17 protein-coding genes are annotated in these 25,173 nt (G+C 57.4%); 10 read left to right on the forward strand and 7 right to left on the reverse strand.

The window, feature by feature from the left end:
* Together BLT38_RS01435 and BLT38_RS01440 are read right to left on the reverse strand one after the other, a co-directional pair.
* Positions 1–1,614 carry a hypothetical protein gene (locus BLT38_RS01435; RefSeq protein WP_083343572.1) on the reverse strand — a complete coding sequence of 538 codons (1,614 nt, stop codon included), beginning with the start codon at positions 1,612–1,614 and terminating at the stop codon, positions 1–3.
* A 3-nt stretch (positions 1,615–1,617) separates the two neighbouring features.
* Complete coding sequence (locus tag BLT38_RS01440) at positions 1,618–2,169, reverse strand: YfiT family bacillithiol transferase (protein ID WP_083343573.1); 552 nt, start codon at positions 2,167–2,169, stop codon at positions 1,618–1,620.
* A 42-nt stretch (positions 2,170–2,211) separates the two neighbouring features.
* Between BLT38_RS01440 and tldD the strand changes: the two genes are divergently transcribed.
* Positions 2,212–3,678 (forward strand): metalloprotease TldD, encoded by a 1,467-nt coding sequence (gene tldD, locus BLT38_RS01445; protein WP_083343574.1) that lies wholly within the window; start codon positions 2,212–2,214, stop codon positions 3,676–3,678.
* A gap of 2 nt (positions 3,679–3,680) precedes the next feature.
* Entirely contained in the window at positions 3,681–5,060 is a 1,380-nt protein-coding gene (locus BLT38_RS01450; protein ID WP_083343575.1) for a TldD/PmbA family protein, read from the forward strand.
* A gap of 347 nt (positions 5,061–5,407) precedes the next feature.
* Here BLT38_RS01450 and BLT38_RS01455 read toward each other — a convergent pair whose 3' ends face one another.
* Positions 5,408–5,800, reverse strand: a complete 393-nt coding sequence (locus BLT38_RS01455) for a DUF302 domain-containing protein (protein ID WP_083343576.1) — start codon at positions 5,798–5,800, stop codon at positions 5,408–5,410.
* Positions 5,801–6,047: 247 nt separating this feature from the next.
* On the opposite strand from BLT38_RS01455, the gene galA reads away from it, so the two are divergent.
* A complete protein-coding gene (galA, locus tag BLT38_RS01460; protein WP_083343577.1) occupies positions 6,048–8,972 on the forward strand; it encodes a beta-galactosidase GalA in 2,925 nt (974 codons plus the stop codon).
* A gap of 385 nt (positions 8,973–9,357) precedes the next feature.
* Positions 9,358–12,687, forward strand: coding sequence for a choice-of-anchor D domain-containing protein (locus tag BLT38_RS01465; RefSeq protein WP_172838102.1), 3,330 nt, complete (start codon positions 9,358–9,360; stop codon positions 12,685–12,687).
* Positions 12,688–12,780: 93 nt separating this feature from the next.
* On the opposite strand, the gene BLT38_RS01470 is transcribed toward BLT38_RS01465, so the two are convergent.
* The 3 genes from BLT38_RS01470 to BLT38_RS01480 form a co-directional block, all read right to left on the reverse strand.
* The gene (locus BLT38_RS01470; protein WP_231966677.1) at positions 12,781–14,352 is read right to left on the reverse strand and encodes a Gfo/Idh/MocA family protein; all 1,572 of its coding nucleotides are present in this window, start codon (positions 14,350–14,352) and stop codon (positions 12,781–12,783) included.
* Between the two features lie 66 nt (positions 14,353–14,418).
* Positions 14,419–16,908 (reverse strand): putative Ig domain-containing protein, encoded by a 2,490-nt coding sequence (locus BLT38_RS01475; protein ID WP_083343580.1) that lies wholly within the window; start codon positions 16,906–16,908, stop codon positions 14,419–14,421.
* A gap of 128 nt (positions 16,909–17,036) precedes the next feature.
* The gene (locus BLT38_RS01480; RefSeq protein ID WP_083343581.1) at positions 17,037–18,524 is read right to left on the reverse strand and encodes a PQQ-binding-like beta-propeller repeat protein; all 1,488 of its coding nucleotides are present in this window, start codon (positions 18,522–18,524) and stop codon (positions 17,037–17,039) included.
* A 151-nt stretch (positions 18,525–18,675) separates the two neighbouring features.
* On the opposite strand from BLT38_RS01480, the gene BLT38_RS01485 reads away from it, so the two are divergent.
* The 6 genes from BLT38_RS01485 (at position 18,676) to BLT38_RS01510 (ending at position 22,625) form a co-directional block, all read left to right on the forward strand.
* The gene (locus BLT38_RS01485) at positions 18,676–19,962 is read left to right on the forward strand and encodes a UvrB/UvrC motif-containing protein (RefSeq protein WP_083343582.1); all 1,287 of its coding nucleotides are present in this window, start codon (positions 18,676–18,678) and stop codon (positions 19,960–19,962) included.
* Between the two features lie 112 nt (positions 19,963–20,074).
* On the forward strand, positions 20,075–20,425 hold the full coding sequence (locus tag BLT38_RS01490; protein WP_269456829.1) for an ArsR/SmtB family transcription factor: 351 nt from the start codon (positions 20,075–20,077) through the stop codon (positions 20,423–20,425).
* Complete coding sequence (locus BLT38_RS01495) at positions 20,415–20,903, forward strand: SRPBCC family protein (RefSeq protein ID WP_231966679.1); 489 nt, start codon at positions 20,415–20,417, stop codon at positions 20,901–20,903. Before BLT38_RS01490 ends, BLT38_RS01495 begins: the two co-directional genes overlap by 11 nt.
* A 340-nt stretch (positions 20,904–21,243) precedes the next feature.
* Complete coding sequence (gene arr / locus BLT38_RS01500) at positions 21,244–21,657, forward strand: NAD(+)--rifampin ADP-ribosyltransferase (RefSeq protein WP_083343585.1); 414 nt, start codon at positions 21,244–21,246, stop codon at positions 21,655–21,657.
* Positions 21,658–21,761: 104 nt separating this feature from the next.
* Positions 21,762–22,214, forward strand: a complete 453-nt coding sequence (locus tag BLT38_RS01505) for a hypothetical protein (protein ID WP_083343586.1) — start codon at positions 21,762–21,764, stop codon at positions 22,212–22,214.
* A 9-nt stretch (positions 22,215–22,223) separates the two neighbouring features.
* Positions 22,224–22,625: a hypothetical protein gene (locus BLT38_RS01510; protein ID WP_083343587.1), complete on the forward strand. Its 402-nt coding sequence runs from the start codon at positions 22,224–22,226 to the stop codon at positions 22,623–22,625.
* Positions 22,626–22,653: 28 nt separating this feature from the next.
* Here BLT38_RS01510 and BLT38_RS01515 read toward each other — a convergent pair whose 3' ends face one another.
* Positions 22,654–24,588 carry a beta-L-arabinofuranosidase domain-containing protein gene (locus tag BLT38_RS01515; protein ID WP_231966680.1) on the reverse strand — a complete coding sequence of 645 codons (1,935 nt, stop codon included), beginning with the start codon at positions 24,586–24,588 and terminating at the stop codon, positions 22,654–22,656.
* Between the last annotated feature and the right edge of the window lie 585 nt (positions 24,589–25,173).

Genomic DNA, 25,173 nt, shown 5'->3' on the forward strand with positions numbered 1-25,173 from the left:
TTATCGACCGAAAGAAGAGGCGCGGAGGCGTGTGATCACTTTCACGCCTTCGCGCCATTTTTCATTCAGACCTAATACTGTCCATTCCACTTCCGGTTTGAGATAACGCAGAACCGTTTCTGTTACAGGATGAATGCGTAGCGATGGTGCAACCAGATACAACCGCGGCGGTAACGCACTGAGGCGCAGCGTAGGGAAGTATCCATGTTGCTGCAGCGCGCCGAGGCCTGAAGATGCGTCTATGGTTTGCGTGTGGTGCCAACGAACGCGGAGCCAGTAATCCAACCCCTGCAGGGCAAAGTGCATGTCTTCATTTGCCTTCAGTTCCAACACCGCAAGACGACCATCGCGCGTAACAGTCAGCAGGTCCAACATACCGCGATCACCCGCCTGGAATGCAGGAACCTGAGGGTAGACATGTTCCGGATCAAACTGTGACAGGCTGCTTTGCCCATCGGTCAATGGTCCTATGTCGGCTCGTAAGGAAGACTCAAGCCATGCTTCCGGAGCCATGCGATACAACGGATCTTTCTGCGATCCTGCTGCGTGACGTCGTTCAAAGAGCCGTTGCACAAAGTCTCGCAACATCGGTTCCGTATCTGGTTCCAGTGGCGTTTCCTGCGCGCCGCTTCCAAACGTGATCTCTGTTGTGCGGTCAAACGAGTTTGGCGACGCGCCATGACGAATCCGTGCAAACTCCAGGCCGTGCAGTAGCAACGCCATCTCCGTTGTGGAGCGCGGACGTAACTCAACGTGACTGCGCATCGTCTCTGGCACGAGAGAGACAGCTTGCTCGATGGCAGAGGCAAAGCGCTCCGTCATGCGTTGTTGATCCACGGCATGAATCAGGCGAGTTGCAAGGTTGCCGGTATCGGCCAGGTCACACTCTTCTAGCGCTTCCGTACCTTCTTCCAGTTCGTACAACTCCCACTGGGCCGCGTCGGGCCGCAACCATCCCATGCGCGAGAGTGTCGTGAGCGCAGCTCCCCTTGGGAGGACGACGCGCAAGCCTCGAAACAAACGCTTGCCACCTGCATGATCGCGACAGTGTTGCAGCCACAAAATGCCAACAGTCAGAATGCCGTCAATGGTGCTTTGCGACTCCTCCGCATTCACACCAACAACAGCCCATGCATCTTGCCCCCGCGAGAGTATGCCGCGTGCGTATGCAGGACCGAATGATTTCTCCAGATCCATAGCAGAGCGAAATGCATCACACTTCCAATCAGAGAACTGACGCTGTAGTACTCGCTCGAGACGTGCAACATACTGTCTCCGCGTAGTGTCGCGTTCTGTCGGTGTACGACGATCAGGACGCGATACGAACTCCAATGTCTGAGGCTTGCTCTGACCGAAGCGCATGCTGGCGAGTCGCAACGTGTCCTTGCGTAGCGCGGTACCGGTGATGCGCCGCACCATGTTGCGATCTTCACTCCATAGGTGCAGTGTGCAACGTCCGCGATCCTGTTGAATGGAGTAACGTGCGGATCGCATGTCGAAGATTGCGTTTCCTTCTTCCAGCACGAGGGATGCCGGGTAGTCCGCAAGGAAGTCTTCCAACGCGCGCGCAACCACTTCTGGCGATTGCTCCTCCACTGTCCGCGAAGATGCCAATGCTTACCAGCCTTTGGCTTCTCGGAGGGAAGTGATATGGGCGAGGTGATGTCTGCTGTGCCAGTCGTACATCAGCACAGCAGTTTGCAGGTTAAGCGGGCCATGCTCAGGATGCGCAAAGGTGCGTTGCCATTGTTCATCCTTCAGAGAACGCAGCATCGTTACCCAGCGTGCGTGTAACGCTTCCAGAAGCTGCAGCGACCACTCCACGGGCGCGTTCTTGCCGTCGGACAATTCTGCCCAAAGCGCCTCTTCGTATGTCTTGATCACGGGCGCATTTTCCGTCAGTGCAAGCTTCATACGGATGTACGCGTTCATGTGCGAGTCGGCTACGTGATGCACCGTCTGTCGCACCGTCCATCCACCTTCACGATACGGTGTGGCAAGTTGTGCATCGTTCAGATCCTTCACTGCATTCCGAAGCTGCTGTGGCAATTCTTGTAGTGTCTTCAATGCGTCTTCGATAGCGGCAGCGTCGATGGTCGGTGGATTGTGGAAGCGGCCCATCGGGTACCGTGGATCGCTGGACGGTTGCGCTGGGGTGTTGGTTGTCATCCTCCTGAACCTAGCACACCGCAGGCGTAGAATCAGGACAGAATGAGTAGCCTGGCCGCCACGCCTTCCGCATCGACTTCTCCCAACTATTTCCAGGAACGCTTCGGCGTCGACCATGCGCTTGTTACGCGTTGCCTTGCTGCCGCTTTGAGCGCTGGTGGCGACTTCGCAGAGCTGTACTTTGAGTCTGTTACCTCCTCCTCTATTGGGATTGATGAGGGGATTGTGAAGTCCGCTAGCCAGGGCCACAGCATGGGTTGTGGTGTCCGCGTGCTCAGCGGCGAACGCACTGGTTACAGCTATACCGATTCGCTTGAGGAAGATCGTCTGATCCATGCGGCGAAGACGGCCGCGTTGATAGCCAGCGGGCCCGCGAAGCAACAGGTTGTGCCGTTTGTCGAGACGCAGGTACATGATCTGTATCCGGTGATTGGTCTTGATGCGGAGATACGCGAGAAGTTGGCGTTAGTTCAACGTGCGGACAAAGCGGCGCGCGCGTATGACTCGCGTATCACGCAGGTTCGTGCGGGATTCAACGACGAGGTTCGCCACATTCTGATTGCGGCCAGCGATGGAACATGGGCTTCTGACACGCAGCCATTGAGCCGGTTCAGTGTTTCTGTAATTGCCAAGGGGGCGGACGGGGTCACCACGCGCGGGTCTGGTGGAGGCGGTGGCCGTGTCAAGCTGGACTACTACACGACTGAGCGTACTCCGGAGCACTTTGCCCAGCAGGCAGCACGGCAGGCCATCCTGCAACTGGATGCGGTAGCTGCGCCGGCGGGTGAGATGGAAGTGGTGTTAGGGCCGGGATGGCCGGGTGTGCTGATCCATGAGGCTGTGGGGCATGGTTTGGAGGCGGACTTCAACCGGAAGAAGCAGTCGGCTTTTGCCGGGTTGATGGGACAGCGTGTTGCCACGGACAAGGTCACAGTAGTGGACAACGGCACCATTGCTAACCGTCGCGGGTCGCTGAACGTGGATGACGAAGGCACGCCTACGCGTAACAACGTCCTCATCGAGAAGGGCATCCTGAGGCAGTACATGAGCGACAAGCTGTCGGCCAAGGTGATGGGGCTGCAGTCGACGGGCAGTGGACGACGTGAGAGCTATGCCTGCGTGCCGATGCCGCGCATGACCAACACCTACATGCTCGCTGGCGAGGACGATCCTGCGGATATCCTGCGGAGTGTGAAGTGCGGGTTGTACGCGGTGAACTTCTCCGGTGGTTCGGTAGACATTACCAACGGCAAGTTCGTATTCGCCGCCAGCGAGGCGTACCTGATTGAGGATGGCAAGGTAACTGCGCCGGTGAAGGGCGCGATGCTGATCGGCGATGGTGCTACGGCGTTGAAGCACGTCAGCATGGTGGGCCATGATCTGGCGTTGGATGAGGGCATTGGTACCTGCGGTAAGCGTGGGCAAGGCGTGCCTGTTGGCGTCGGGATGCCGACGGTGAAGCTGGACAAGGTGACGGTCGGCGGGACTGGTCACGGAGCAGGGAACTAAGCATGGCGATGACAAAGCAAGTGAAGTTGGCTCTTGTGCAGGAGATTGTGGAGCGTGCGTTGGGGGCGGGGGCTACCGATGCTGAGGCTGTGGTGGTGGAGGGGGATGAGTTCTCCACCAAGGTGCGGCTGGGGCAGGTGGAGACGCTTACGGAGTCTACGTCGCGGGCGATTGGGTTGCGGGTGTTTCATGGGCTGCGTACTGCGAGCACCTCTACCAACGACCTGAGTGAGGAGAGCCTCAAGCGGTTGGTGAGTGGTGCGGTGGAGTTGGCTCGCATCACCGAGGAAGACCCGTTTGCGGGGTTGCCGGATGCGAGTGCGTACTCGACCGTGCGCAATGCGGATGGTCTGCATATCTACTTCGAGGATGTGTACAAGCTGCCTGCTGCGGAGCGGATTGAGATGGCGCGTGCGACCGAGGCTGCGGCGATGGCGGCGGATGTGCGTATCCAGAACAGCGATGGCGGGACGTTCTCAGCCGCGACATCGTACAAGGCGATCGCCAACTCGCGTGGGTTTGCGGGTGAGTATCGCAAGAGCTACTGCGGCATTGGCGTGACTGCGATTGCGCAGGATGCTTCTGGGATGCAACGCGATGGATGGGGCAGCAGCGCGCGTACGCTAACGAAGCTGGAGTCACCTGAGGACGTTGGCAGAGAGGCAGCGAAGCGTGCGGTGCGTCGCCTTGGCTCTCGCAGGGTGAAGACGCAGAAGGCTTCCGTAGTGTTCTCGCGGGAGATTGCGCGCGGGATTATTGGGAACATCTTCGACGCGGTGAATGGCGATGCGATCTATCGTCATGCTTCGATGTTCGAGGACAAGTTGGGCGAGCAGATTGCCAATCCGCTGGTGACGGTTGTGGATGATGGCACGATGATGCTGGAGCCGATGCTTGGTGGCTTTGGCACGTTGCCGTTTGACGGTGATGGTTTGCCGATGCAGCGCAAGGTGATCGTGGACAAGGGCGTGTTGCAGACCTATGTGACGAACACTTATACCGCGCGCAAGCTGGGTGTGAAGAGTACGGGTAACGCTTCGCGTGGGTTGGCTGGAGCGCCTGGTATTGGTGCGGGGAACTTCTACCTAGAAGCCGGAACGCTGACACCGCGCGAGATCATTGCCGAGGTGCAGAACGGGCTTTATGTCACCGAGGTTCTTGGTAGCGGTGTGAACCTTGTTACGGGCGACTATTCGCAGGGCGCTGCAGGTTTGTGGATTGAGAACGGCGAGTTCACGGGTGCTGTGGAAGAGATCACCATTGCGGGCAATCTGAAGGACATGTATCGCAACATTGTTGCGGTTGGGAACGACCTGATTTTTCGCGGTGCTTCAGCTTCTCCATGCTTCCGCGTAGAGGGCATGACGATCGCCGGCTCCTAGTACTTCGTACCGTTCTCGAGTACTTCGTACTGTTCTCGACGCCTTCGGCGTGTTCTCTGGGGATAGGTGGGTACCCCCTCCCCCCTGTTTTTCTAAAATCGTCTTTCTATTCGACTTACGATTTTAGTGTCGCTAAAATCGTCTTTTCATTGGAGTTAGAGGCAAAATCGTCTTTCTAAAGGGGTTAGGAGCGGAGTTTGCAGCTCCGCCTATTCCGGGATTGATGGCTCTATTTCTATTTTAGAGATTGCGAGGAAATAACCTGCCAACTCTATTTGGTTTGTTTTGATGGAGATGGGTGGGTTAGGGGCTTGACAGGATTTTCGCTCGTGCCTGTTCGTGTCTGTCTATAGGAGCTTTTCGACGATCTTCGCAATGCCGGAGATGTTTGCGAGTAGGTTCTCCGGGATGTGGTGGCGCGCGGCTAGATAGGCCGGATCGTTGTAGGCCAGTTGCGTTGCTCCTTGTTCGTCTTCCCAAACGAGAATCTTGAGCGGCAGGTCGATCGCGCTGGTGATGGACGCGAGCATGAGTGGAGTACCTGCTTTGGGATCGCCGAAGATGAACAGCTTTGTCGGTCTCATGGTGAGGCCAGCCTTTACGGCTTCTCCGCTGTGGTCGATGAGAGCGAAGAGATGGATGCTTTTTGCGACTAACATCGCCTGCAACGACTGCACGACTTCATCAACAGTGTGACTGCTGCGGCGTATTACGAGACCGTTGGTTGCTTCCTGCTGCATGTTGTTCCTCCGACCTGTGTGCGTTTGGATTCGTGATTACTGTTTGTTAGTTCGAGGTCGTTCCAAATCTCACGAGTCTTCCCGGTCTCACGTATCGTGCATACCCCACAGTAATTGCAGTGCATGCATCGCTTGTTGTGTGAATGATGCAGCCCCGCAATTTTTCGCTGGTTGAGACGATTCAATTAAGGCTAGGATGGTGCGGCCCGGATTCCTGAGTGGGCACTTCTTCTGAATGAGAATATCTATGGCTTCGTGGTCGCGCAGGGACGTACTGAAGAGTGGTGTGGCGCTGCCTACGTTGGGCCTGCTACCTGCAGAGTTATTACCAGCGCAGACTTCGGCTTCTCACACCGTACGCGAACGACTCTGTCTGGACGCTGGTTGGCGGTTTCATTTTGGCCATGCGACCGATGCGACCAAGGATTTTGGTTACAACTCAGGCCGCAACGGTTCGTTTCAGAAGACGGGAAACTTCCTGCCCGCGGCGGCACTTCCATTTGATGACACTGGTTGGACAGACGTTGATTTGCCGCATGACTGGGTGATTTCACTGCCGTTCAAGAACGATCCGTCGCTGAGCAGCAAAGGCTTTTATCCGATTGGCCGTTCGTATCCAGAGAACAGTGTGGGTTGGTATCGGCGTGTGTTCACGCTTGCGAAAGACGATGCGGGAAAGCGCATCAGCATTGAGTTTGATGGTGTGTACCGTGAAGCGCTTGTGGTGTTTAACGGGTACTACATTGGGCGTCATCGCGGCGGATATGATCCTTTCCGTTATGACGTGACGGACTTCATGAAGCCGGGCGAACCGAATGTGTTGTTGCTGCGTGTGGACGCGACTGAGAGCGATGGCTGGTTCTATGAAGGCGCGGGGATTTATCGGCACACGTGGCTGGTGAAGACGGCTCCTGTTCACGTGGCGCAGTGGGGAACGTTTGTTCGCTCGACGGTGGAGGGCAGAAAGGCGAATCTGCAGATCCGCACCGAGGTGGAGAATAACGCTGGTGCTTCAAAGGCTGTGCGCGTCACATCGACTGTGATTGATCCGAGCGGAAAGACTGTTGGGAAAGTTACAAGTAAGCCGATGGCGGTTCCTGATGGCGAGACCGGAACGTTTGAGCAGCAGGTGAGTGTGAATGATGTTGCGCTGTGGTCGCTGGAAGAACGCAATCTGTATCGGCTTGTGACTGAGGTGGATGCAGATGGTGTGGCGATGGATCGATATGAAACGCGCTTTGGTATTCGCACGTTGCGTTTCGATGCCAACGAAGGATTTTTCCTGAATGGGAAGTCGGTCAAGATCAAGGGCACATGCAATCACCAGGATCATGCGGGGCTTGGCGTGGCACTGCCGGATGCGGCACAGCGCTTTCGTGTGAAGACATTGCAGGAGGTGGGATGCAATGCGTATCGCAGTGCGCATAATCCGCCCACGTCGGAACTGTTGGATGCGTGCGATGAGATGGGCATGTTGTTTCTGGATGAGACGCGCATGATGTCTTCGAATCCGGAAGGCATTGCGCAGTTTGAAAACCTGATTCGTCGCGATCGCAACCATCCTTCTGTCTTCATGTGGAACATGGGCAATGAAGAGCGCGAGGCGACGACTGAGACGGGGTTGCACATCCTGTCGACGATGAAGCGGTCGGCAATAAAGCTGGATGGCTCGCGACCGGTTACAGTGGCACCGCCACCGCTTGGCATGGGGCTGGGGCAAGGCGGTCTGATGGTGAGCGACGTGATTGGTTATAACTACACTGACCCGCAGATTGAAGCGTTCCACAAGACGCATCCCACGCTGCCGTGCCTGGGGACGGAGAATGTCAGCGCCGTGGCGACGCGCGGAGCGTACGCCATTGATGAGGCCAATGGTGCTGTGAGTTCTTATGATCCGTACACCACGTCGGGGCGCGCATCGGCTGAAGGATGGTGGCGCTTTGTGAACACGCGTCCGTGGATGAGTGGCGGATTTGTGTGGACGGGATTTGATTATCGCGGTGAGCCTTCACCGTTTCAGTGGCCCAATATCAACTCAGAGTATGGCTTTCTGGATACGTGCGGCTTTCCCAAGGACACGTACTTTTACTACCAGGCATGGTGGACTGCGAAGCCGGTGCTCCACATTTTTCCGCACTGGAACTGGCCGGATTTTGTAGGTAAGGAGATCGCAGTCTGGGCGCACTCCAACATGGACGAGGTGGAGTTGTTGCAGGATGGCACGAGTCTTGGGCGGCAGCGTGTGCCGAAGGATTCGCACCTGCAATGGATTGTGACTTACAAGCAGGGAACGTTGGAGGCTCGCGGCTTCAAGGCAGGAAAGCAAGTGATGTCGACGAAGCGTGAGACAACGGGTAAAGCAGCGAAGTTGGCGATTCGTGTTGATCGTACTGAGATGGATGCTGACGGTGCGGATCTGGTTTTTGTCGTGGCGGAAGTACACGACGCTGAAGGTCGCGTGTTACCTGTTACGGATAACGAAATCTCTTTCAACGTGAGTGGGCCCGCGCGTGTGAAGGGGACCGGGAATGGTAATCCCGTGTCGCATGAGCCGGACACGGGGAGCAGTCGCAAGGCATTTGCAGGGATGTGCATGGGGATTGTGCAGGCGACGCGAGAGAGTGGCAACGTCGTGATCGAGATCACTTCGCCGGGGTTGGAACCGGCTTCAGCGACTGTGACATCACGCGTTGTGAAGGAACGGCCAGAGGTCGTTGTTTGGAAACGTGAGGTGCCTGCTGGTGAGGGAGTGACCGGACTGTGGCGACCTGTGTTGCAGGATGGTCCGAGCGGACCTGATCCGCTTCAGCTGGCTGTATCTGGTGACACGCTGTATACATTCATCCAGCGTGGCAGTGTGTTGACGGGATCTATCGATGCTCCACCAGCGATGTTCGGACCTGCTACTACTGGCGCGGTGCAGGGAACGGTGGAAGGTGGGCGCGTTCACTTTACGTCTGGAAGCACGACGTATGACGGCGGTGTGACGGGAGACCGTATGGAGCTGCACCGGACGATGCCGCCGCGTGGAGGACAGCCAGCGCGTGCGGCTGAGACTGGTGCGCATCCTGTGATTGGACCGCCGCCGGATGGTTCGGATCCGTCGTTGGGGCTTGGTCGACGCGGAGCAGGCACTCAGCCTGCGTTGATTTTGCAGAGGGCGAAACGCTAGGAGCAAGCCTTCTCCAAAGAGCGAGTGGTGACAATGCTGCTGCGCGCTTCCTCCACTTACGTTGGACGGTTGTTTTTTCGCTGTCTGCTCGAAGTTGTTCCATTTTGGACAAAGTCAAGAATCCTATATTTTGCCTAACGCTTCTTTCATAGCGCATCTTGACTTTGATATGTATTCTCCCAGTGAAGATGAACGTTAGTACTTCGGGCTAGCGATTCAGACTATTGTTCTCTCTTGCTTCTTCGTTCCAATTTTCTGTTTTGGAGATTCGGTGAAAAGTTTTTCTCTCTTGTGTTCTCGTGTCGTTCGAACTGTCTGCCCAATTCTCAACAAAAAGAATGTAATAACGGCAGCGGCGATGCTTTGCGGCATATCTGTGGGAACGATGGTCCCCTGTGGCTATGCGCAGAGTGCGCACTTTAGCGGATCGCAAGTTACATTGCCGATCACTGGTCTGAACAACCCTGAGCAGATTGCGTCGGATGCCAATGGGAATTTATACATCGCCGATGTACTGAACAATCGCGTACTGAAGGAAACCCCGACTAACGGGAGCTACGTCCAGACCACGATCGGTGCCGGACTGTCTTCTCCGCGCGGTGTTGCGGTGGATGTCAGCGGCAACGTCTACATTGCCGACTCCGGTAATGGTCGGCTACTGAAAGAAACGTTATCAGGCGACACGTACTCCCAGAGCACGGTCAGTAGTTCTGTTGGTGCGGCATGGAGTGTTGCTGCGGACGCGAGCGGAAATGTTTTTGTTGTAAATCCCGGCAGCAACCAAACACTGAAGGAAACACCGTCAGGCAGCAGTTACGTTGAAAGCACGATCGGTACCGGGATATTGCTGCCGACCGCCGTAGCAGTGGACACAGTCGGCAATGTTTATGTCGCTGACCTATACATGAACCAGGTTTACAAAGAGACGCTGACCGGTGGAAGCTACGTCCAAAGCACGGTCGTCAGCGGCCTGAACGCTCCCATCAGCATCACCGTGGATGCCAACGCGAATGTCTTTATTGCGGTCCTCGGTATCCCGGGCAATGCGCAGGCGAGCCAGATCCTAAAAGAGACGCCGTCGGGGAACAGCTACACCCAGAGCCTGGTGGGGAGCACTGCCTACAACGTTGGTCTTCCCTATATTTCGGCGGATGCCAACGGCGATATTTTGATGGCAGCTTTGGGTAGTGGTTCAGGCTTCATTGCCAAAGTGAGTCCGTCGTCCGGAGACTTCGGTGCCGTGAATGTTGGCAGTTACAGCTCGCCGGTATCGTTGATCTTTACGTTCGACTCGGCGGGTACCATTGCCACTCCGTCGGTGCTGACTCAGGGAACAGAAGGTCTCGATTTTACGGATGCTGGCACCGGAACCTGCACGAGTTCTACATATGCCGCAGGGACGAGCTGTACCGTTGATGTGCTTCTGAACCCGAAGTTCTCTGGCCCCCGTTATGGTGCGGCAGTGCTTCGATCGACTTCAGGAAATCTGATTGCTACTGGTTATGCTCACGGCTCTGGGGTAGGACCTCAGATCAACTTCCCGGCTGGCAATCTAAGCGCCCTATCCCTGAGCAATGTGACGAGCCCGATTGCAATTGCTCAGGATGCAGCCGGAAATCTTTATATCGTCGAGGCCGTAAGTTCCGGCAGCCCTCAAAACGCAGTCGTTAAGGAGACCTGGACGGGAAGTGGCTATACCCAGAGCGTTGTAGCTACGGGCTTTACGTATCCCATTGGGGTGGCGGTGGACGGAGCCGGAAATGTCTATATTGCTGACCAGAATGCTACGAGAGTAGTGAAAGAGTCGCCCCTGAGTGGGGGTGGCTACACGCAAAGTGTAGTCTTCAGCGGCCTTGGCAATGTAGAGTCCGTGGCAGTTGATGGTAGCGGCAATGTGTATATCGGAAGCCTGGCCTACAAACTATTGAAGGAAACATTGACTGGTGGCAACTACGTCCAGAGCCAGATTACAAGTTCTGTCTATCCGTGGGGAATTGCAGCGGACGAGAAAGGCAATTTGTATGTGAGTGATGGCTCAAATCAGCTTCTTAAGCAGACCCTATCCAACGGCAGTTATACAGAGAGCACGATTGCCAGTGGGTTAAGTGGACCCCATGGGACGGCTGTCGATGGAAACGGTAATGTCTACATTGCGGAAACCTTCGGAGATCGGATACTCAAAGAAACGCTTTCGGCTGGCACTTACTCGCAGAGCACGATCGCCAGCAACTTCGGTAATCCTTTCGGTATAGCAGTCGATGGGAGCGGCAACGTCTTTGCATCCAGTGCTTCTGCCAACAGGGTCTGGAAATTGAATGTTGTAGATCCCCCGAGTTTGACCTTTGCAACAACGACTTCGGGTTCGACAAGCAGTGTGCAGAATGTAACGGTTCAGAACGTTGGCAATTCCCCATTGAGTTTTCCGATTCCGATCTCTGGAAATAACCCCAGCATCGCTACGAACTTTAGCTTGAACAGTACGGGAACGACGGCATGCCCTCTTATTGGGTCGGGTGCCTCGAACGCGGGAACACTGGCTGCAGGTGCTTCCTGCCAACTTTCTCTAAGCTTCGCGCCAACTGCAGCGGGCAACATCACTGGTTCGCTGGTATTGACGGATAACAATTTGAACGCGGCTGCTCCGAGCTATGCGACCCAAAGCATCGCGTTGAGTGGTACCGCGCTTGAGTTGCCGATACTGACTTTTGCAGCCATTCCTACGCAGACGTATGGCAATGCACCTTTCACTGTAAGTGCAACATCGGCTTCAACTGGAGGGGTTACCTACTCTGTTGTGAGTGGTCCCGCGAGCATCTCGGGGACGACAGTGACGTTGACTGGAGCAGGCACGGTCATGTTAAGGGCAAGCCAGGCAGCGAGCGGAAACTATGGCGCGGCGACTGGGACGACCAGCTTTGTTGTTATGCCCATGGTGCCAACGCTGACGTTTGCCGCGATCCCTGCACAGACGTATGGCAACGCGCCTTTCACTGTGAGCGCAACGTCTGCCTCAACTGGAGCCGTTACTTACGCCGTTGTCAGTGGTCCGGCAAAGATCGCCGGAGCGACGGTTACATTGACTGGAGCAGGTACGGTGGCGCTGAGCGCTAGCCAAGTGGCCGACGGAAATTACGCGGCTGCAACGGCCACTACGAGTTTCAGCGTAGCGGCACAGAGCTTTACGCTTTCTGCCGGAACAGGTTCCAGTAGCGTTACAACCACTGCAGGCGGGGCAGCAACCTATACCCTCTCGTTGTCGCCAGGGGCCGGAACAACCTTCCCAAATGCGGTGAATTTCTCGGTAAGCGGTCTTCCTACAGGAGCGACTGCGACGTTTTCTCCGACGACACTTCCAGCCGGTAGCGGGACGACATCGGTCACCTTGACGATTCAGACCAGCAAAACCCAGACGGCACGCAATGAAAGCTCTTTCCCAATAAGCCCTATTGCACCTGTTGCATTGGGATTGTTGTTGCTGCCGATCGCAAGTAGTAAGTCTGCTTGTAAGCGCCTGCAACATGGTCAGCGTCTATTGGCGATGCTGGCTTTGGTATCGCTCTCTCTGGGGGCAGCTATGGGCTTGAGTGGTTGCGCTGGCAACGGTTCGGGCTCATCGGGGCAAACGACTGCCAAAACTTACACCATGGTTGTTACAGCTACAGACGCGACAACCGGTCTCCAGGGCACGACCAATTTGACACTGACCGTGCAGTAGAGTGGCGTGGTTTTGTAATTGGAAGTAAATGCAAATGGCGGAAGTAACTTAGTTACTTCCGCCATTCATTCATTCATTTATTTGTTTGGTTGACTAGGAGAGAGCCCAGCCGGTGCGGTTGGGGCGCTTGATGTATGGGGCTGCTTGTGGGCAGTTCTTTGCTTCCATCTTGTGGGCGTCCCACTCGATTTTTTGGCCGACGCGCAGGGAGACGCAGCCGAGGAGCATGATCTCTACGAGGCGGCCTGCTACGTCGAAGCGTGAGTAGCAGTCCTCGGGCTTGTTGGCCTTGATGGCGGCGAGCCATTCGGCGGCGTGCGCCTGGACGAGGTTCGCGTTCTTTCCGTCGGTGGACACCACGTGCTGGTTGCGCGGGATGCGTTCCGGATACTTCGCCATTGCCGGGTGCTTGAGGTAGTTCACGAATTCCTTCTCGCCCTTGAGCTTGATGAAGAAGTTCGTGCCGTAGTCGTCTGGCGAGAAGATCATACCGCCTTCGCCTACGAGCAGGCAGCCGCTGTCAGGGAGTTTGCCCTGCAGAGCGGCGATGTCTGCGGTGAGTTCAGCGGGTGGCTTGTTGGTGAGGTCGTGGCCGCCTCGGAGCGATTCGTCGGGCTGTCCGCCGTCATACCAGAAGAGAGTGCAGGGATCGTATTCGACCTTGCGGCTGTGGTGGAAGAAGCTGGGGTGCTCCAGCGGCACGTGGGCGGTGCGCTTCGGGAACTCGAAGCGGATCTTGGTGCCAACGGGGTAAGACTCCTTGTTCATGGTGCCGAAGGGGACGGCTTCAATTTCAGTTGGTGCATCGAAGCCGAGCGAACGGAACGGCATGTTGACGGTGTGGCATGCCATGTCGCCGAGAGCGCCTGTACCGAAGTCCTGCCAGCCGCGCCAGTTGAATTGCGTGTAGACGCCGTTTTTGTCTTTGGGATTGCGATGACCGACATACGGGCGCACGGGCGCGGGGCCAAGCCAGATGTCCCAATCAAGTGTGGAGGGGATTGGGTCTTCTCCGACGGGGCGGTCCATGGCCTGCGGCCAAACGGGGCGGTTGGTCCAGACGTGTACCTGATGCACCTGGCCGATGATTCCGTCCTGAACGACTTCGACGCCGCGGCGCAGACCGGGTGCTGCGGAACCCTGGTTGCCCATCTGCGTGACGAGTTTCTTATCGTGCGCCATGTTGCGGAGGTAGCGGGCTTCGTAGATGGTTTGCGTGAGTGGCTTCTGGCAGAAGATGGCCTTCTTACGCTTCATGGCAGCGGACGCGATGATGGCGTGCATGTGATCCGGCGTGGAGACGGTCACGGCGTCGATGCGGTCGCCCATCTGTTCGAGCATCTGACGGTAGTCCTTGTAGAACTTCGCGTCAGGATACTTCTTGGTTTGGATCGGATAGGCGTCGGTGCCGGCGTCGACGTCGCAGAGCGCGACGATGTTTTCACCGGCGCAGGCGTCGGTGTCGCTGCGGCCTTTGCCGCTGATGCCGATGCAGGCGATGTTCAGCTTGCTGTTGAGATGTTGTCCGCGCACGATGGCGGGCGCCCCGATAGCGAGTGCACCTGCGGCCAGAGCGCTGGTTTTAAGGAAGTCACGGCGGTCGACACGCGCGGGGGCAGCGGTCTCAATTTTCAGAGAGGGCAGATTATCAATAGGTTTGGACACGGGCACAGGATACACATGGCACATTACAGATGCCAGTGTGCTGTCATTACAGGTGAGGGGATTGGATTAGTTGGCGGAAGATGACTCGTCCGCGACGATTACGACCGCGGTCAGAGGCGCTACGCTGATGGCGCTTGCGGCGTTGTTATCGAGTGACTTACCGACGAGCTTTGCGTTGGTTGGAGTCGTGAGGGAGCCGTATTCGTAGCGCGTGATGTTGGTAAGTGCGCCCTTGCCCTGCACGTTGACGTATGCCGTGTCCGTGGTGCCGCGGTTGATGAGCATGACGGAGAGCTTGCCGCTCTTTTGCTTTGCCGCGTGGACGAGAAGATTGCTGCTGGCGCTGGTGGTCATGACGAGTTGATCGCCTGCGCTGGCTAGGATGGTGGCGAGTTGGAAGCCGTAGAAGGCTGGGCCGGGAGCTTCGGCTTCACTGAGGAATGTGCCTGCGCCGCCGTGCAGTTCGAGCCATTCGGCGTTGTCGATGCCTGATTCAAATGAGGTGAGCAGATCGTGCGCGGCGAAGAGCGCGGTGGCAACGTCGGGTGTGGTGGTGGCGAGTGTGCCGTTGGGGTTGGTCTCCGTCATGAAGATGGGCATGGGAGTGCGTGAGGTGGTGCAGAGACTGTTGGTCTGCGATTGAATGCCTTGCACGATGCCGGGGAAATCCTTTTGCGGATTGCTGAGGAGTTCGTCGGTGGTGACGGCGTTATAGGTGCCTGGGTAGTAGTGCAGGATGGTGAAGTCGAAGGTGGCCTGGCTGCAGGCCGCGGTGAGTACGTCGCTTGTCCATGTGGATGGGATGGGGTCGATGTCAGAACCGACAACGATGCCGACCTGGATGGTGGGATCGACGGCGCGCATGGCGTTTGCGTATGCCGCTGCGCCGGTGCCGTATGCGGTGGGTGATAGTGTGCTGATGCCTTGTCGGCTGTCGGGATCGTTTGAGTATCCGTTGGAGTAAATGAACGGCGCGTGCAGATCGGTTTCTGTCAGGATGCTGTTGTAGCCGTTGTAGTAGATCTCGTTACCGATCTCCCAATAGCGGACGCCGATGGGTGTGGTCATGCCGAGGCGTAGGAAGTTGAAGCCGTCGTCTTGTGCGAGCGGTTGACTGGCGCGCAGCGATGCCCAGTAGCCGACGGTCTTCCAGTCGTAGCCGGTTGCGTCAGTGCCGATGGTTTGAGTGTTGCCAGGGGCTCCGTTTGCGTAGGCGACCCATGCTGCGGCTTCCTGCGGCTGGCCTCCGGTGTTGGGTGCGGAGCAGTCGTTGTCGCCGCTCCAACTGGTGGAGATTGTGCCGGAAGCATCGGCTACGCTGGTGCCGTAATTTACGGTGACGATGCCCGTGGCGCCGCTGGCCTGGAGGAGTTTCGCAAAGTTTCCGAAGTCAGAGTTGGCGGCGAGGTAGCCGTTCCAGATGTTGGCGCAGGCTCCGGTGTCGTTGGGCGAGAAGTTTGGCGTGAGAGTGTGTTGCGCCCAGTGGTAGCGATCGGAATACGAGCCGCCGGGGAAGCGGAGTACCTTTGCGCCCGCTGTTACCAGTAGCGGAGCTGTGCCGGTGATGTCGCCGATGGAGTGGTCGTAGACCGAGGTATGGATGCCGTAGGCTTCGGCGGAAATTGTGCGCAGCGGGATGTCGGAGTTGACGTGCACGCTGGTGGTGGAGACGAGGAACGAGACGGGGATGGTGATGGTCTTGCTTGGGATGGTGCTGTCGGTGACGGACACCACGACGTTGTAAGTGCCGGGTTGCGTGACTTGTCCTTGCAAGGTGCCGGTGGAGGTGAGTGTGACGCCGGTTGGCAGTGTGCCGCTGGTGATGGCGAAGGTATATGGCGATGTGCCACCCTGCACAGTCAGCGGTTGCAGGATGTTTTGGTTGATGGGGACTATGAGCGGGGCAACCGTCGTGGCAACCAGCGGCGGTGATGTGACGAGGATGTCTACGGTGCCGGTGCCGGTTTGGCCGACAAAGTCTGTCCAGCGAATGGTCGCGGTGAAGGGAGCTGCCACGCTGGCGGTGCCGGAGACGCTGCCATCTGCATTCAATGCGACTGAGTCAGGCAGAGTGCCGCTGGCGATGGAGAAGCTATACGGTGCTGTGCCTCCGCTTAATAAACGCGAGGTGAAGGATGCTCCGCGCGCAATCTGCACAGACACCGTGGATGCCACTTGTAGGCGTGTGGATGAGTTGAGTGAGAAGGATTGTGTTGCTGTCTTTGCAGGGGTTTCGGAGTCAGTGAGTGTGATCTGAAACGCGTAGGTGCCTGTGCCGGTTGGATTGCCAGTGAGTGCGCCACCGGAGCTAAGAGTGAGGCCCGTGGGCGGGGCGCCGCTGGTGACTGCGTAGGTGTACGGCGATGTGCCGTAGCGCGCGAGCAGGCTTGTGCTGTAAGTGGTTCCTACGATGGCTAGCGGGAGCGTAAGCGGCAACAGTTCCGGCGCAGTGATCTGCTGCGGGGAATCTGGGGTCTTTGTCTCTTGTTGGCCGCAACCGGAGAGGAGCAACAGGCAGCAAAGAAAAAGTCGGGGGATGGTGCGTGTTTGCATCATGCAGCGCTTGGTTGAGGATAGCAGCGCGTATTGCGTGACATAGTGACCGCTTCAAAAGCGCTTTCACTGCACAGATGCACGAATGCCCAGGCTCATCTTGTGAACCTGGGCATTCGGTTTGTTTCTCTCTACTTGAGGCCGTAGACGACGATGGAAGCCGAGCCTGAGGCCATGGGCCAGGTGTTGGATTTCATGCCGGAGGTTACGGCGATGCGTTGTTTGCCTGCGATGGCGTAGCTGATGACGCCGCCGCCGATTGCGCCGCCCGTGGCCGTCTTCCATGCGATGTCGCCGGTCTTAGCGTTGAAGGCATAGAGAGTGCCGCCGAGGTCACCTGCGAAGATGAGATTGCCTGCGGTGGGTGTTATGCCGCCTACGACGGGTGCAGGTGTGCGGAAGCTCCATGCTTCTTTACCCGTTGCCGGGTTGAATGCTTTGACCCAGCCGGTGGCTTGTGTGGGTGCGTCAAAGGTGATCTTTGGTTTCGGTGTGTTGGTGCTGGTGAGTGTGGCGCACCAATCAACGGCTCCGTTGTAGATGAGCTTGGTCGCGGGCGAGTAAGCGGGGTTGCTCCATTCATTGCCGCCGAGTGTGCCGGGGCAGACGTGCGGGCCGGTGGCGGTGAGCGGTGCGGTCTCGTTACTTACTGTTGTGGCGTTCGCTGTCCATGCGGGTTTGCCAGTCTTGATGTCGCCTGCGTAGATGCGGCCGTCCTTGGTGGCGGAGGCGACCATGGCTTTGCCGTTGATGGAGTAGAGCAGCGGAGCCGCGGAGACTTCCCAATCGTGGAAGTCATGCTTCACGGGGAGATAGGTTTGTTTAACGGCGCCGCTCTTCGCATCGAGCGCTACGGAGAAGGCAGCGTCTTCGGTGCTGATGGGGTCGCCGCCGGGAACGTAGAGCGTGCCGGTGGCTTCGTCGAGTGTGAAGGCGGTCCAGGGTGTGCCGCCTTCGTCAGCGGTGCCCTTCACTTTGGGTGCGGGGGCTGCGGGGCCGCGTGACTTATCGTCTGCGGAGCGCGGCACCATGTACTGCTCCCAGATGATCTTGCCGGTGGCGGCGTCGATGCCGTACATGCGGCCCTTGGTGGGCATGCGGCTGCTGCCTGCGTTGCCGGTGAAGACCATGCCCTTCCAAGCGAGGACTGCGGCGGAGGTGGTTTCAAGGTGCTTGGGGTCGCCGAGGGAGATGTCCCAGAGTTTCTTGCCGGAGGCGGCGTCGTAAGCGAGCAGGCGCGCGTCCTGTGTGCCGCGGAAGACGCGGCCATCGGCGAAAGCAACGCCACGGTTGGTGTCGTTAGGGATGGCCATGGTGTAGTCGTCGTGCGCGCGCCATTTTTCAGCGCAGGTGTTTGCGTCGATGGCAATGGTGTCGTGTGCGGTGGTGATGTACATGGTGCCGTTCACCACGACGGGGCCGGTCTGGAAGCTGCTCTGTAGTTTGAGGTCGTAGCGGCAGAGTTCTTTCAGGTTGGCTGCGTTTGCCGGTGTGATCTCAGTCTGCGGGGCGAAGCGCTGGCCGTTGAGCGTGCGGTTGTAGCTGGGCCAGTCGGATGCGTTTTGTGCGTGCGCGGCGAAGGGCAGAAGGACGAGGCTGGCTGCGATGATGTGACGCATGATTGTGCTTGCTCCCAAGGTGCATGGCGGGTGTCACGGCTGCGTTCACGACGCGGTCTGTGCGTGCCATGCGGACACGAGGATTGTAGTGCTTCGCACCGTTCTCGACGCTACGTGTGTTCGCGTTTTGGTAGAACGCTAGAATCGGTGAGTGGCAGTCGAACCCATCTTCGAGCATGAGATTGCGTTTGATCCGGCGCAGGCGGCGGATGCGTTGAGGCAGTTGCCTGCGGGGCCTGCGGTGGTGGGGCTGTTTGGGCATAGCGCTACGGATCGTCCGCATTTGATGAAGAGTGCGAATGTGCGTCGGCGGTTGCAGCGTTTGCTGGAGCCTGCGGAGGGGCAGACGAAGCGGCTGAATCTGCGCGATCGGATTGCTCGGATTGCGTGGCGTGAGGCGGGCAGCGAGTTTGAGTCGTTGCTGTTGCTGTATCGCGCGATGCATCTAGCGTTTGGTGCGGATGAGGCGCGGAAGCGGATGCGGTTGTTGCCTCCGTTCACGATTCGGTTTGCAGCGGAGAATGCGTATCCGCGGATTTATGTGACGAACCATTTGCGTCGGCGTTCGTTAACAACGACATTTGGTCCGTTTGCTTCTCGCACTGCTGCGGAGCGTTATTGCGAGGCGGTTGAGGAGTTGTTTCTGATTCGTCGTTGCTACATGGAGCTGCATCCTTCGGTGGATGATCCGGGTTGCATTTATGGCGAGATGAAGAAGTGCATGGCGCCGTGCCAGATGCGATGCAGCGATGAGGAGTACAGCGCGGAATGCTCGGCTGTGTTGAGCTTTTTACAGACGCGTGGTGGCTCTCGCATTGCGGCTCTGGAGGCGGAGCGCGATGAAGCTTCTGCTGCTATGGAGTTTGAGCAAGCCGCGGCGGTGCATGGACGCATTGCGAAGGTGAAGGCTGCGGCTGCGTTTGCGGATGAGTTGGTGCAGCCGTTGAGTGAGTTGAAGGCGGTGTTGGTGATGCCTTGTCCTTCGCGCGCAGAGGATGATGCTCCGCATGTGGCGGTGTGGAGTTTTGCGGATGGATGTTTCCGCGGACCGGAGCGTGTGTCGTTGCTGGGTGTGCGGTTGGCGAAGGAGCAGGCGGAGGTTGGGTCCAGCTTGTTTGCGCAGCCGATGATGCTTGCGGCTACTCCGCTTGAGGGTGGTGCTGCTTCTGGTGGTTCGTCTTCGGGTTCTGCGGAGGAGCGGATGCTTGCTGCTGTCGCGCGATTGTTGGATAGTGCTGCTGGTGCGCGGGACATGGTGGAGCTTGGGGATCAGTTGTCGCTGTTGAAGCGTTGGTATTACCGGCCGGAGAAGCAGCGTGTGGGAGCGATCTTCTTTATGGCTCGTGGGGAGTGGCCCGTGCGACGGATGGTGCGGGCTGCGGCTAAGTTGGTTGCTCCGGTTGAGGCTGCTCCGAAAGTCGATGTAAAGCCCGAATAGTTATTAGCTTTCTTTTCGTGATCTACCCATCCTCGATTTCCTAATCAAAGAGCAGGCAGTCAGGCGAAAAAGCTGTGCTTGACATCTTTCTGAAATCCACTACCATTTGGTTGTGAATCGATTGGACACTACGTTTGCGGCTTTGTCTGATCCGACTCGGCGAGCTATGGTTGAGCGGCTTGCGCGGGGGCCGGACTCGGTGCATGGGTTGACCGAGCGATTTGATGTGTCGCAGCAGATGATTTCGAAGCACATTGCCGTTCTGGTGCGCGCACGGATTGTTGTGAAGACGAAGCGTGGGCGTGAGAGTGTGTGCTCGCTTCGGCCCGAGGCGATTAAGACAGTGAGTGACTGGGCTTCTAACTATCGCCGACTTTGGGAAGAGCGTTTGGACAGGCTGGATGCGGTTGTAACTCAACTGAAGAATGAGGAGATCAGAAATGGGAAACAGCATGGCAAATGAAACAGAGCGGATGACCATTACGCGCGTGTTTGATGCTCCGCGCGAGTTGGTTTGGAAGGCTTGGACAGACCCGAAGTATGTTGTGCAGTGGTGGGGGCCGAAGGGATTTACGACGACTGCATGCAAGATCGATTTTCGCGTGGGAGGGAAGGCGCTCTTCTGCACGAAGTCGCCGGAAGGGCAAGAGTTCTGGAACGGGATTGAGTATTTGGAGATTGTGCCGTACGAGAAGATCGTCTCGCTTATGTACTTTGCTGATGTGGACGGGAACAAGATTGATCCCGCGCAACTGGGAATAGAGCATGAGGCAATTGAAGGGGCGTACGACATGACTCTGTTTGAGGATCTTGGAGACGGTACGACGAAGCTCACCTTTATTGGCAATGAGCCGATGAAGGACGCGGCAGAGAGCGGTCAGCTTGAGGGCTGGATGGAGACTCTGGACAAACTTGCTGACGTTGTCGCGGAGTTGGTTTAAGGCGAACTAAGAAGCCGACGATTGATGATTGTCGCGTGCGAGATGCAGTCAGGTGTGGCGAGAAGGTTTCTCGTCCCTTGGCTGTATCGTCGTTTTGGTCGACCTACGAGCGCTTATTGAATGTGATAGGGATGCTTGTATCTGAAGTGGGTGGCGGAGATACATCCTCACTGCCCATCTTTAGTTTACAAGAGGCGGGTGGGCTTGCCGCAAGGTCCGGGTGTTGGTTCATGATCGTCATTCGGCGTGGAAGAATGCGCCGCGGAAGATGCTTCGTCTGGACCTGATGCTGACTTGATCTGGTTCGACGTTTCGTCACTTCAAAGGAGCGATTGAACTTATGTCGGAAGTGGATAGCAGGTTTCGTCGGCAATACTTTCATGGCACCCGTGCTGATCTTCAGCATGGCGATCTGATCACTGTTGGCTACGCGTCGAACTTCGGAGAAGGGAAAGTACTGTCGTGGGTGTATTGCACGGGAACGCTGGATGCTGCGATATGGGGTGCGGAATTATCTGTTGGGGGTGGGGCGGAGAGGATCTACGTGGTAGAGCCGACCGGGGATATTGTGGATGATCCGAATTTGACGGATAAGAAGTTTCCCGGGAACCCGACTTTGTCTTATCGATCGCGTGAGCCGCTTCGCGTTGTGGCGGAAGTTACGAAGTGGCAGGGACATTCACAAGAGCAGATTCAGAAGATGAAGGGTGGTCTTGAGCGTCTCAAGACGGAACGCGCTGAGATTATCGACTGAGCCTTCCTTTGTGAGAAAGCGGAGCGCACAAAACTTCAGAGCGGCTGTTTTGGTTATGTAGGGCGACTCTAAAGAAACCGTCTAGGCTGCAGTATCCTGATGGCATGCGAGAGCAAGAGCTTCGGCAATATTTTCTAGGTCAAAGATCTGACTCTGAATTGAGCCAAGATTTGATCGGCTCTGTGGCGCAGATTGATCAAATTGTGTCCTCCGTTCAGATCGTCGACATGCAGGAGTCTTTCTGCGTAACGAGGCCACACCTCGTAAAACTTTGTGACGCTTTTGTCAGAAGGGCACTATCGGCAAGTGATCTGAGTGTTGTTGCTTTTGCATTGCTGGCTTCAGACGCTTTCGAGTGGCATGACGAAATCGTGAGTGAGGTTCTATCGGACTGGTCTGCGCCTGAGGTGAATTACGTATTGAACGCAGACACGATCAACATGCATCGTGACTGGTTGCTGGGATATGCAGAACCTTCTGAACGAACACCCAGTAATACCCATCTCAAAGTGGGCAACCTGCTTGCAGTGAGAACGAAGACAGTATCTAACAATTAGGATGTCGTCATGCGGAAGACCTCGTCGAGCTTTGAACCGAATATAGCTGACGAAGACTTTTTCCAGAGGCTTCGCCGTGACTTAGATCGCCAGATCGCAGATTATGTGTACAAAATTCCCGAGGAGGCGATAGGAAATCCCCTTCCTGCTGAGACGATTTCGGACTACCTCGAGTCGATGCGTCTCTGCCTTGTTGACCCTCATTGGGAAGAAGCAAACATTTGCACTCCTGAAGAATCGCTCGCTGGTACGGGTGTGAAGCGCATGTGCGTGACTATGGCCGAAGAAGATAGTTATGTCCTCATTTTTGATCCACTATGTGAGGAATACCATCTGGCATGGCGAAGCGCTGAAGGCCTTGGGACATGGGGTATCCGAGGGGCTGGAGTGGATTGCTTTATCGCGCGATAGCAAAGCGATATGTGCTTTGTACCGGGTTTTACGTCCTGATTTGTGGGAAGGCGGAGATGCGGAGTTTGGCTCCTGCGTAGGGGACTAGTGTGATGGTTTCTTGTGGGCGGGCGCTGGCCAGGTCTTTGCCTGCGAGTGGGCTTTCTGGGAGTGGGTTGGCTACTCCGTCGGTGCTGCGCCAGCGGTCTATCTGATGGGCTTGGACGCTGATCGTTACAGCGGGTGTTGCGGTGGCGAATGGGTGATCGCCGATTGGTTTCTCTTCTACTTTGAGTTTTGGAATCGTGGATTCGTCTGCGGCTAGTGCGTAGTTCCAGGGGCCGGTGGGGAAGACTTGCCAGTCGGCGGTGGGTTTGCGGTCGCGGAGTTTCATCCAGCTTTGGCCGGGGTCGAGTGAGAAGAGTAGCGGGCCGCGTTCGATTGCCAATGAGTTGTGGAACCAGCGGGTGGCTCGGGGCTGCATGGGCAGCTTGAGGGTGATGGTGTCGCCGGATTTCCATTCGCTCGTGATGGGCGTGAAGGCTGCAGGTTTGAGTGGGGTGGATTGGCCTGCGATGGTTGCCGTCGCTGCATCCGTCCATGCGGGGCCGCGGAGATGCAGCGGGAATTGAACAGGTTTGTCGGTGTTGATGGTGATGCGGACGGTGTCGCGGAAGGGGTATTCGGTTTCTACCGTGATGTGGACGGGCGTATCGCGGACCTTGGTTTTGATTTCGCACGGCGCGTAGAGGGTGATGGCCAGGCCGTCGTCTGGTGTGCGCATGGCGAGGCTGGCGGCGAATTTGGGCCAGCCTTGGTGGAAGTTGGCTGTGCAGCAACCGAAGTGCGGTTCGAGGCCGTATAGGTTGGATTCGGGGCCGTTGGTGCTCCAGGGTTTGCTGTTGAGGCTGCACTGGACCTGGTTGGGTTGCTGGTCGTACTGGTGTGCCCACATGTCGTCCGTGAATGTTCCGGGCAGGGCGTTGTAGGCGATCTTCTCGATGCGGTCTGCGATGGCGGCGTCGCCGAAGGTGGCCAGGGCGACTTCCAGCGAGAACATGGTGTCGACCACGGTGCAGAGTTCGGTGCCCTGGACGGGATTGGGGCCGGCGAGGTGTTCGTCGCAACTGAACATGCCGTTGGGTAGGCCGTGGTACTTGTCCAGCGTGGCGAGCTGATAGGTGAAGTTGGCGTGTTCTTCGGGCTTGCCGTTGGAGCGGTACTGGACGGCGGCCGTCTTGAGGGCCATGCCGTTGTTGACGCCGTGGGCCTGCATGGCGCGGTCGGGCAGCGGCGAGTCAAAGCCCTGCGGGCCGAGGATGGTTTTGTCCGTGGCTTGCTCGAAGGGGAAGTGACGGAACTCGGTCTCCCAATCAAAGCCCTGCTTTTGCAGGAGGGCGGCAAGTTTGGGGAGTTCGGGGTCGTGGGTCTGGTCGTAGAGCCACTGGACGCCGTAGGCTGCGTCCTGCCAGCGGTAGAGTCCCCAGCTTTGCAGTGGGCGGGTGGGGAGTTCGGCGAGCTGGTGATGGAAGTATTTGGTGAGGAGTTCGGGGACACGCTTGTCGCCGGTGGCTTCGTAGTGCTGGATGAGGACTTTGACCATGACCATGCGGGGCCACCAGTCGTTGTTGCTGGCGGGGCCGATCATGCCGTTGGGTTGCTGGTGGGTGAGTGTCCATTCGACCCAGCGGTTGGCCTTGGCTTTGAGCTTGGGGTCATCAAGGAGGACGGCGAGGGGGTAGAGGCCGTCGAGGAAGTAGGGGCCGCGCTCCCAGCTTTCGCCGGTGCCGCCGAGCCAACCGCTGTTGTTGCTGAGGTCGGGCCAGAATTCGTCGAGGTGGCCGCCCATGCCATCGGCCTGGACCTGGAGTTGGCGGCGGAGCCAGCCGGTGGGCTTGATTTCGCCCAGGGGGAGCGGCTGGAAGGCTGTGGGGGCCAGCTTTTGCGCCTGGTCCTGCGTTTGGGCGAAGGCGCTGGGGAGCATGGTGGCGGCGGCGGAGAGGGTGCCGAGTTTCAGGGCGTCGCGGCGGGACAGGTTCATGGCTGGCAGGAGTCCTTCAGGGGAAAAGGGTAGCGCCGGATGAATAGACCTGTCATCCGGTAGCCAGAACCGCTGTGGGTGATGCACAATAAAGGCAGGTTTCAACCCGTCTGCTGGCGCGTCTCGCCGCCGCCGGGGAAGTGTAGCCGCTGACGTGCGCAAAGGTCGCCGGGGCGGTTGAACAAAGTTTAGTTGTAACGAATTGCAAGCTGCCGGTTACGGGCCATTGGGTCACGAAGGGCGGCTGGGTACAAAGTTCTGAACTACAGCAGTTGCTTCACCGGACGGTAAACGGCCCCGCCTCCACCCCTTTGTAACGGAGGCAAGCGTGGTCACAAACTCCGGAAAGCAGTTGATACGAAGAGGTTTTGCAGGAATGCATCACTGGTCGCACACGAGAGTTCCATCACCACCCGGAGGGCGTTTTGGCGCTCGTTCGGGGGAGCTTGTGCTGCGCTCGGGTAGCCTTGGTTCAGATCCCACCCTGCCGTTTGGGATTGTTTCGCGCTAAGACAAGCGCAGCTCCCG

The sequence above is a fragment of the Terriglobus roseus genome (genome assembly GCF_900102185.1).
GTDB classification, from domain to species: domain Bacteria; phylum Acidobacteriota; class Terriglobia; order Terriglobales; family Acidobacteriaceae; genus Terriglobus; species Terriglobus roseus_A.

What these genes read in the sequence shown, in the direction of transcription:
- BLT38_RS01440 (WP_083343573.1), bottom strand. Translation starts at nt 2,169, where the DNA reads ATGACAACCAACACCCCAGCGCAACCGTCCAGCGATCCACGGTACCCG.
- tldD (WP_083343574.1), top strand. Translation starts at nt 2,212, where the DNA reads ATGAGTAGCCTGGCCGCCACGCCTTCCGCATCGACTTCTCCCAACTAT.
- BLT38_RS01450 (WP_083343575.1), top strand. Translation starts at nt 3,681, where the DNA reads ATGGCGATGACAAAGCAAGTGAAGTTGGCTCTTGTGCAGGAGATTGTG.
- BLT38_RS01455 (WP_083343576.1), bottom strand. Translation starts at nt 5,800, where the DNA reads ATGCAGCAGGAAGCAACCAACGGTCTCGTAATACGCCGCAGCAGTCAC.
- galA (WP_083343577.1), top strand. Translation starts at nt 6,048, where the DNA reads ATGGCTTCGTGGTCGCGCAGGGACGTACTGAAGAGTGGTGTGGCGCTG.
- BLT38_RS01465 (WP_172838102.1), top strand. Translation starts at nt 9,358, where the DNA reads ATGGTCCCCTGTGGCTATGCGCAGAGTGCGCACTTTAGCGGATCGCAA.
- BLT38_RS01475 (WP_083343580.1), bottom strand. Translation starts at nt 16,908, where the DNA reads ATGATGCAAACACGCACCATCCCCCGACTTTTTCTTTGCTGCCTGTTG.
- BLT38_RS01480 (WP_083343581.1), bottom strand. Translation starts at nt 18,524, where the DNA reads ATGCGTCACATCATCGCAGCCAGCCTCGTCCTTCTGCCCTTCGCCGCG.
- BLT38_RS01495 (WP_231966679.1), top strand. Translation starts at nt 20,415, where the DNA reads ATGGCAAATGAAACAGAGCGGATGACCATTACGCGCGTGTTTGATGCT.
- arr (WP_083343585.1), top strand. Translation starts at nt 21,244, where the DNA reads ATGTCGGAAGTGGATAGCAGGTTTCGTCGGCAATACTTTCATGGCACC.
- BLT38_RS01505 (WP_083343586.1), top strand. Translation starts at nt 21,762, where the DNA reads ATGCGAGAGCAAGAGCTTCGGCAATATTTTCTAGGTCAAAGATCTGAC.
- BLT38_RS01510 (WP_083343587.1), top strand. Translation starts at nt 22,224, where the DNA reads ATGCGGAAGACCTCGTCGAGCTTTGAACCGAATATAGCTGACGAAGAC.
- BLT38_RS01515 (WP_231966680.1), bottom strand. Translation starts at nt 24,588, where the DNA reads ATGCTCCCCAGCGCCTTCGCCCAAACGCAGGACCAGGCGCAAAAGCTG.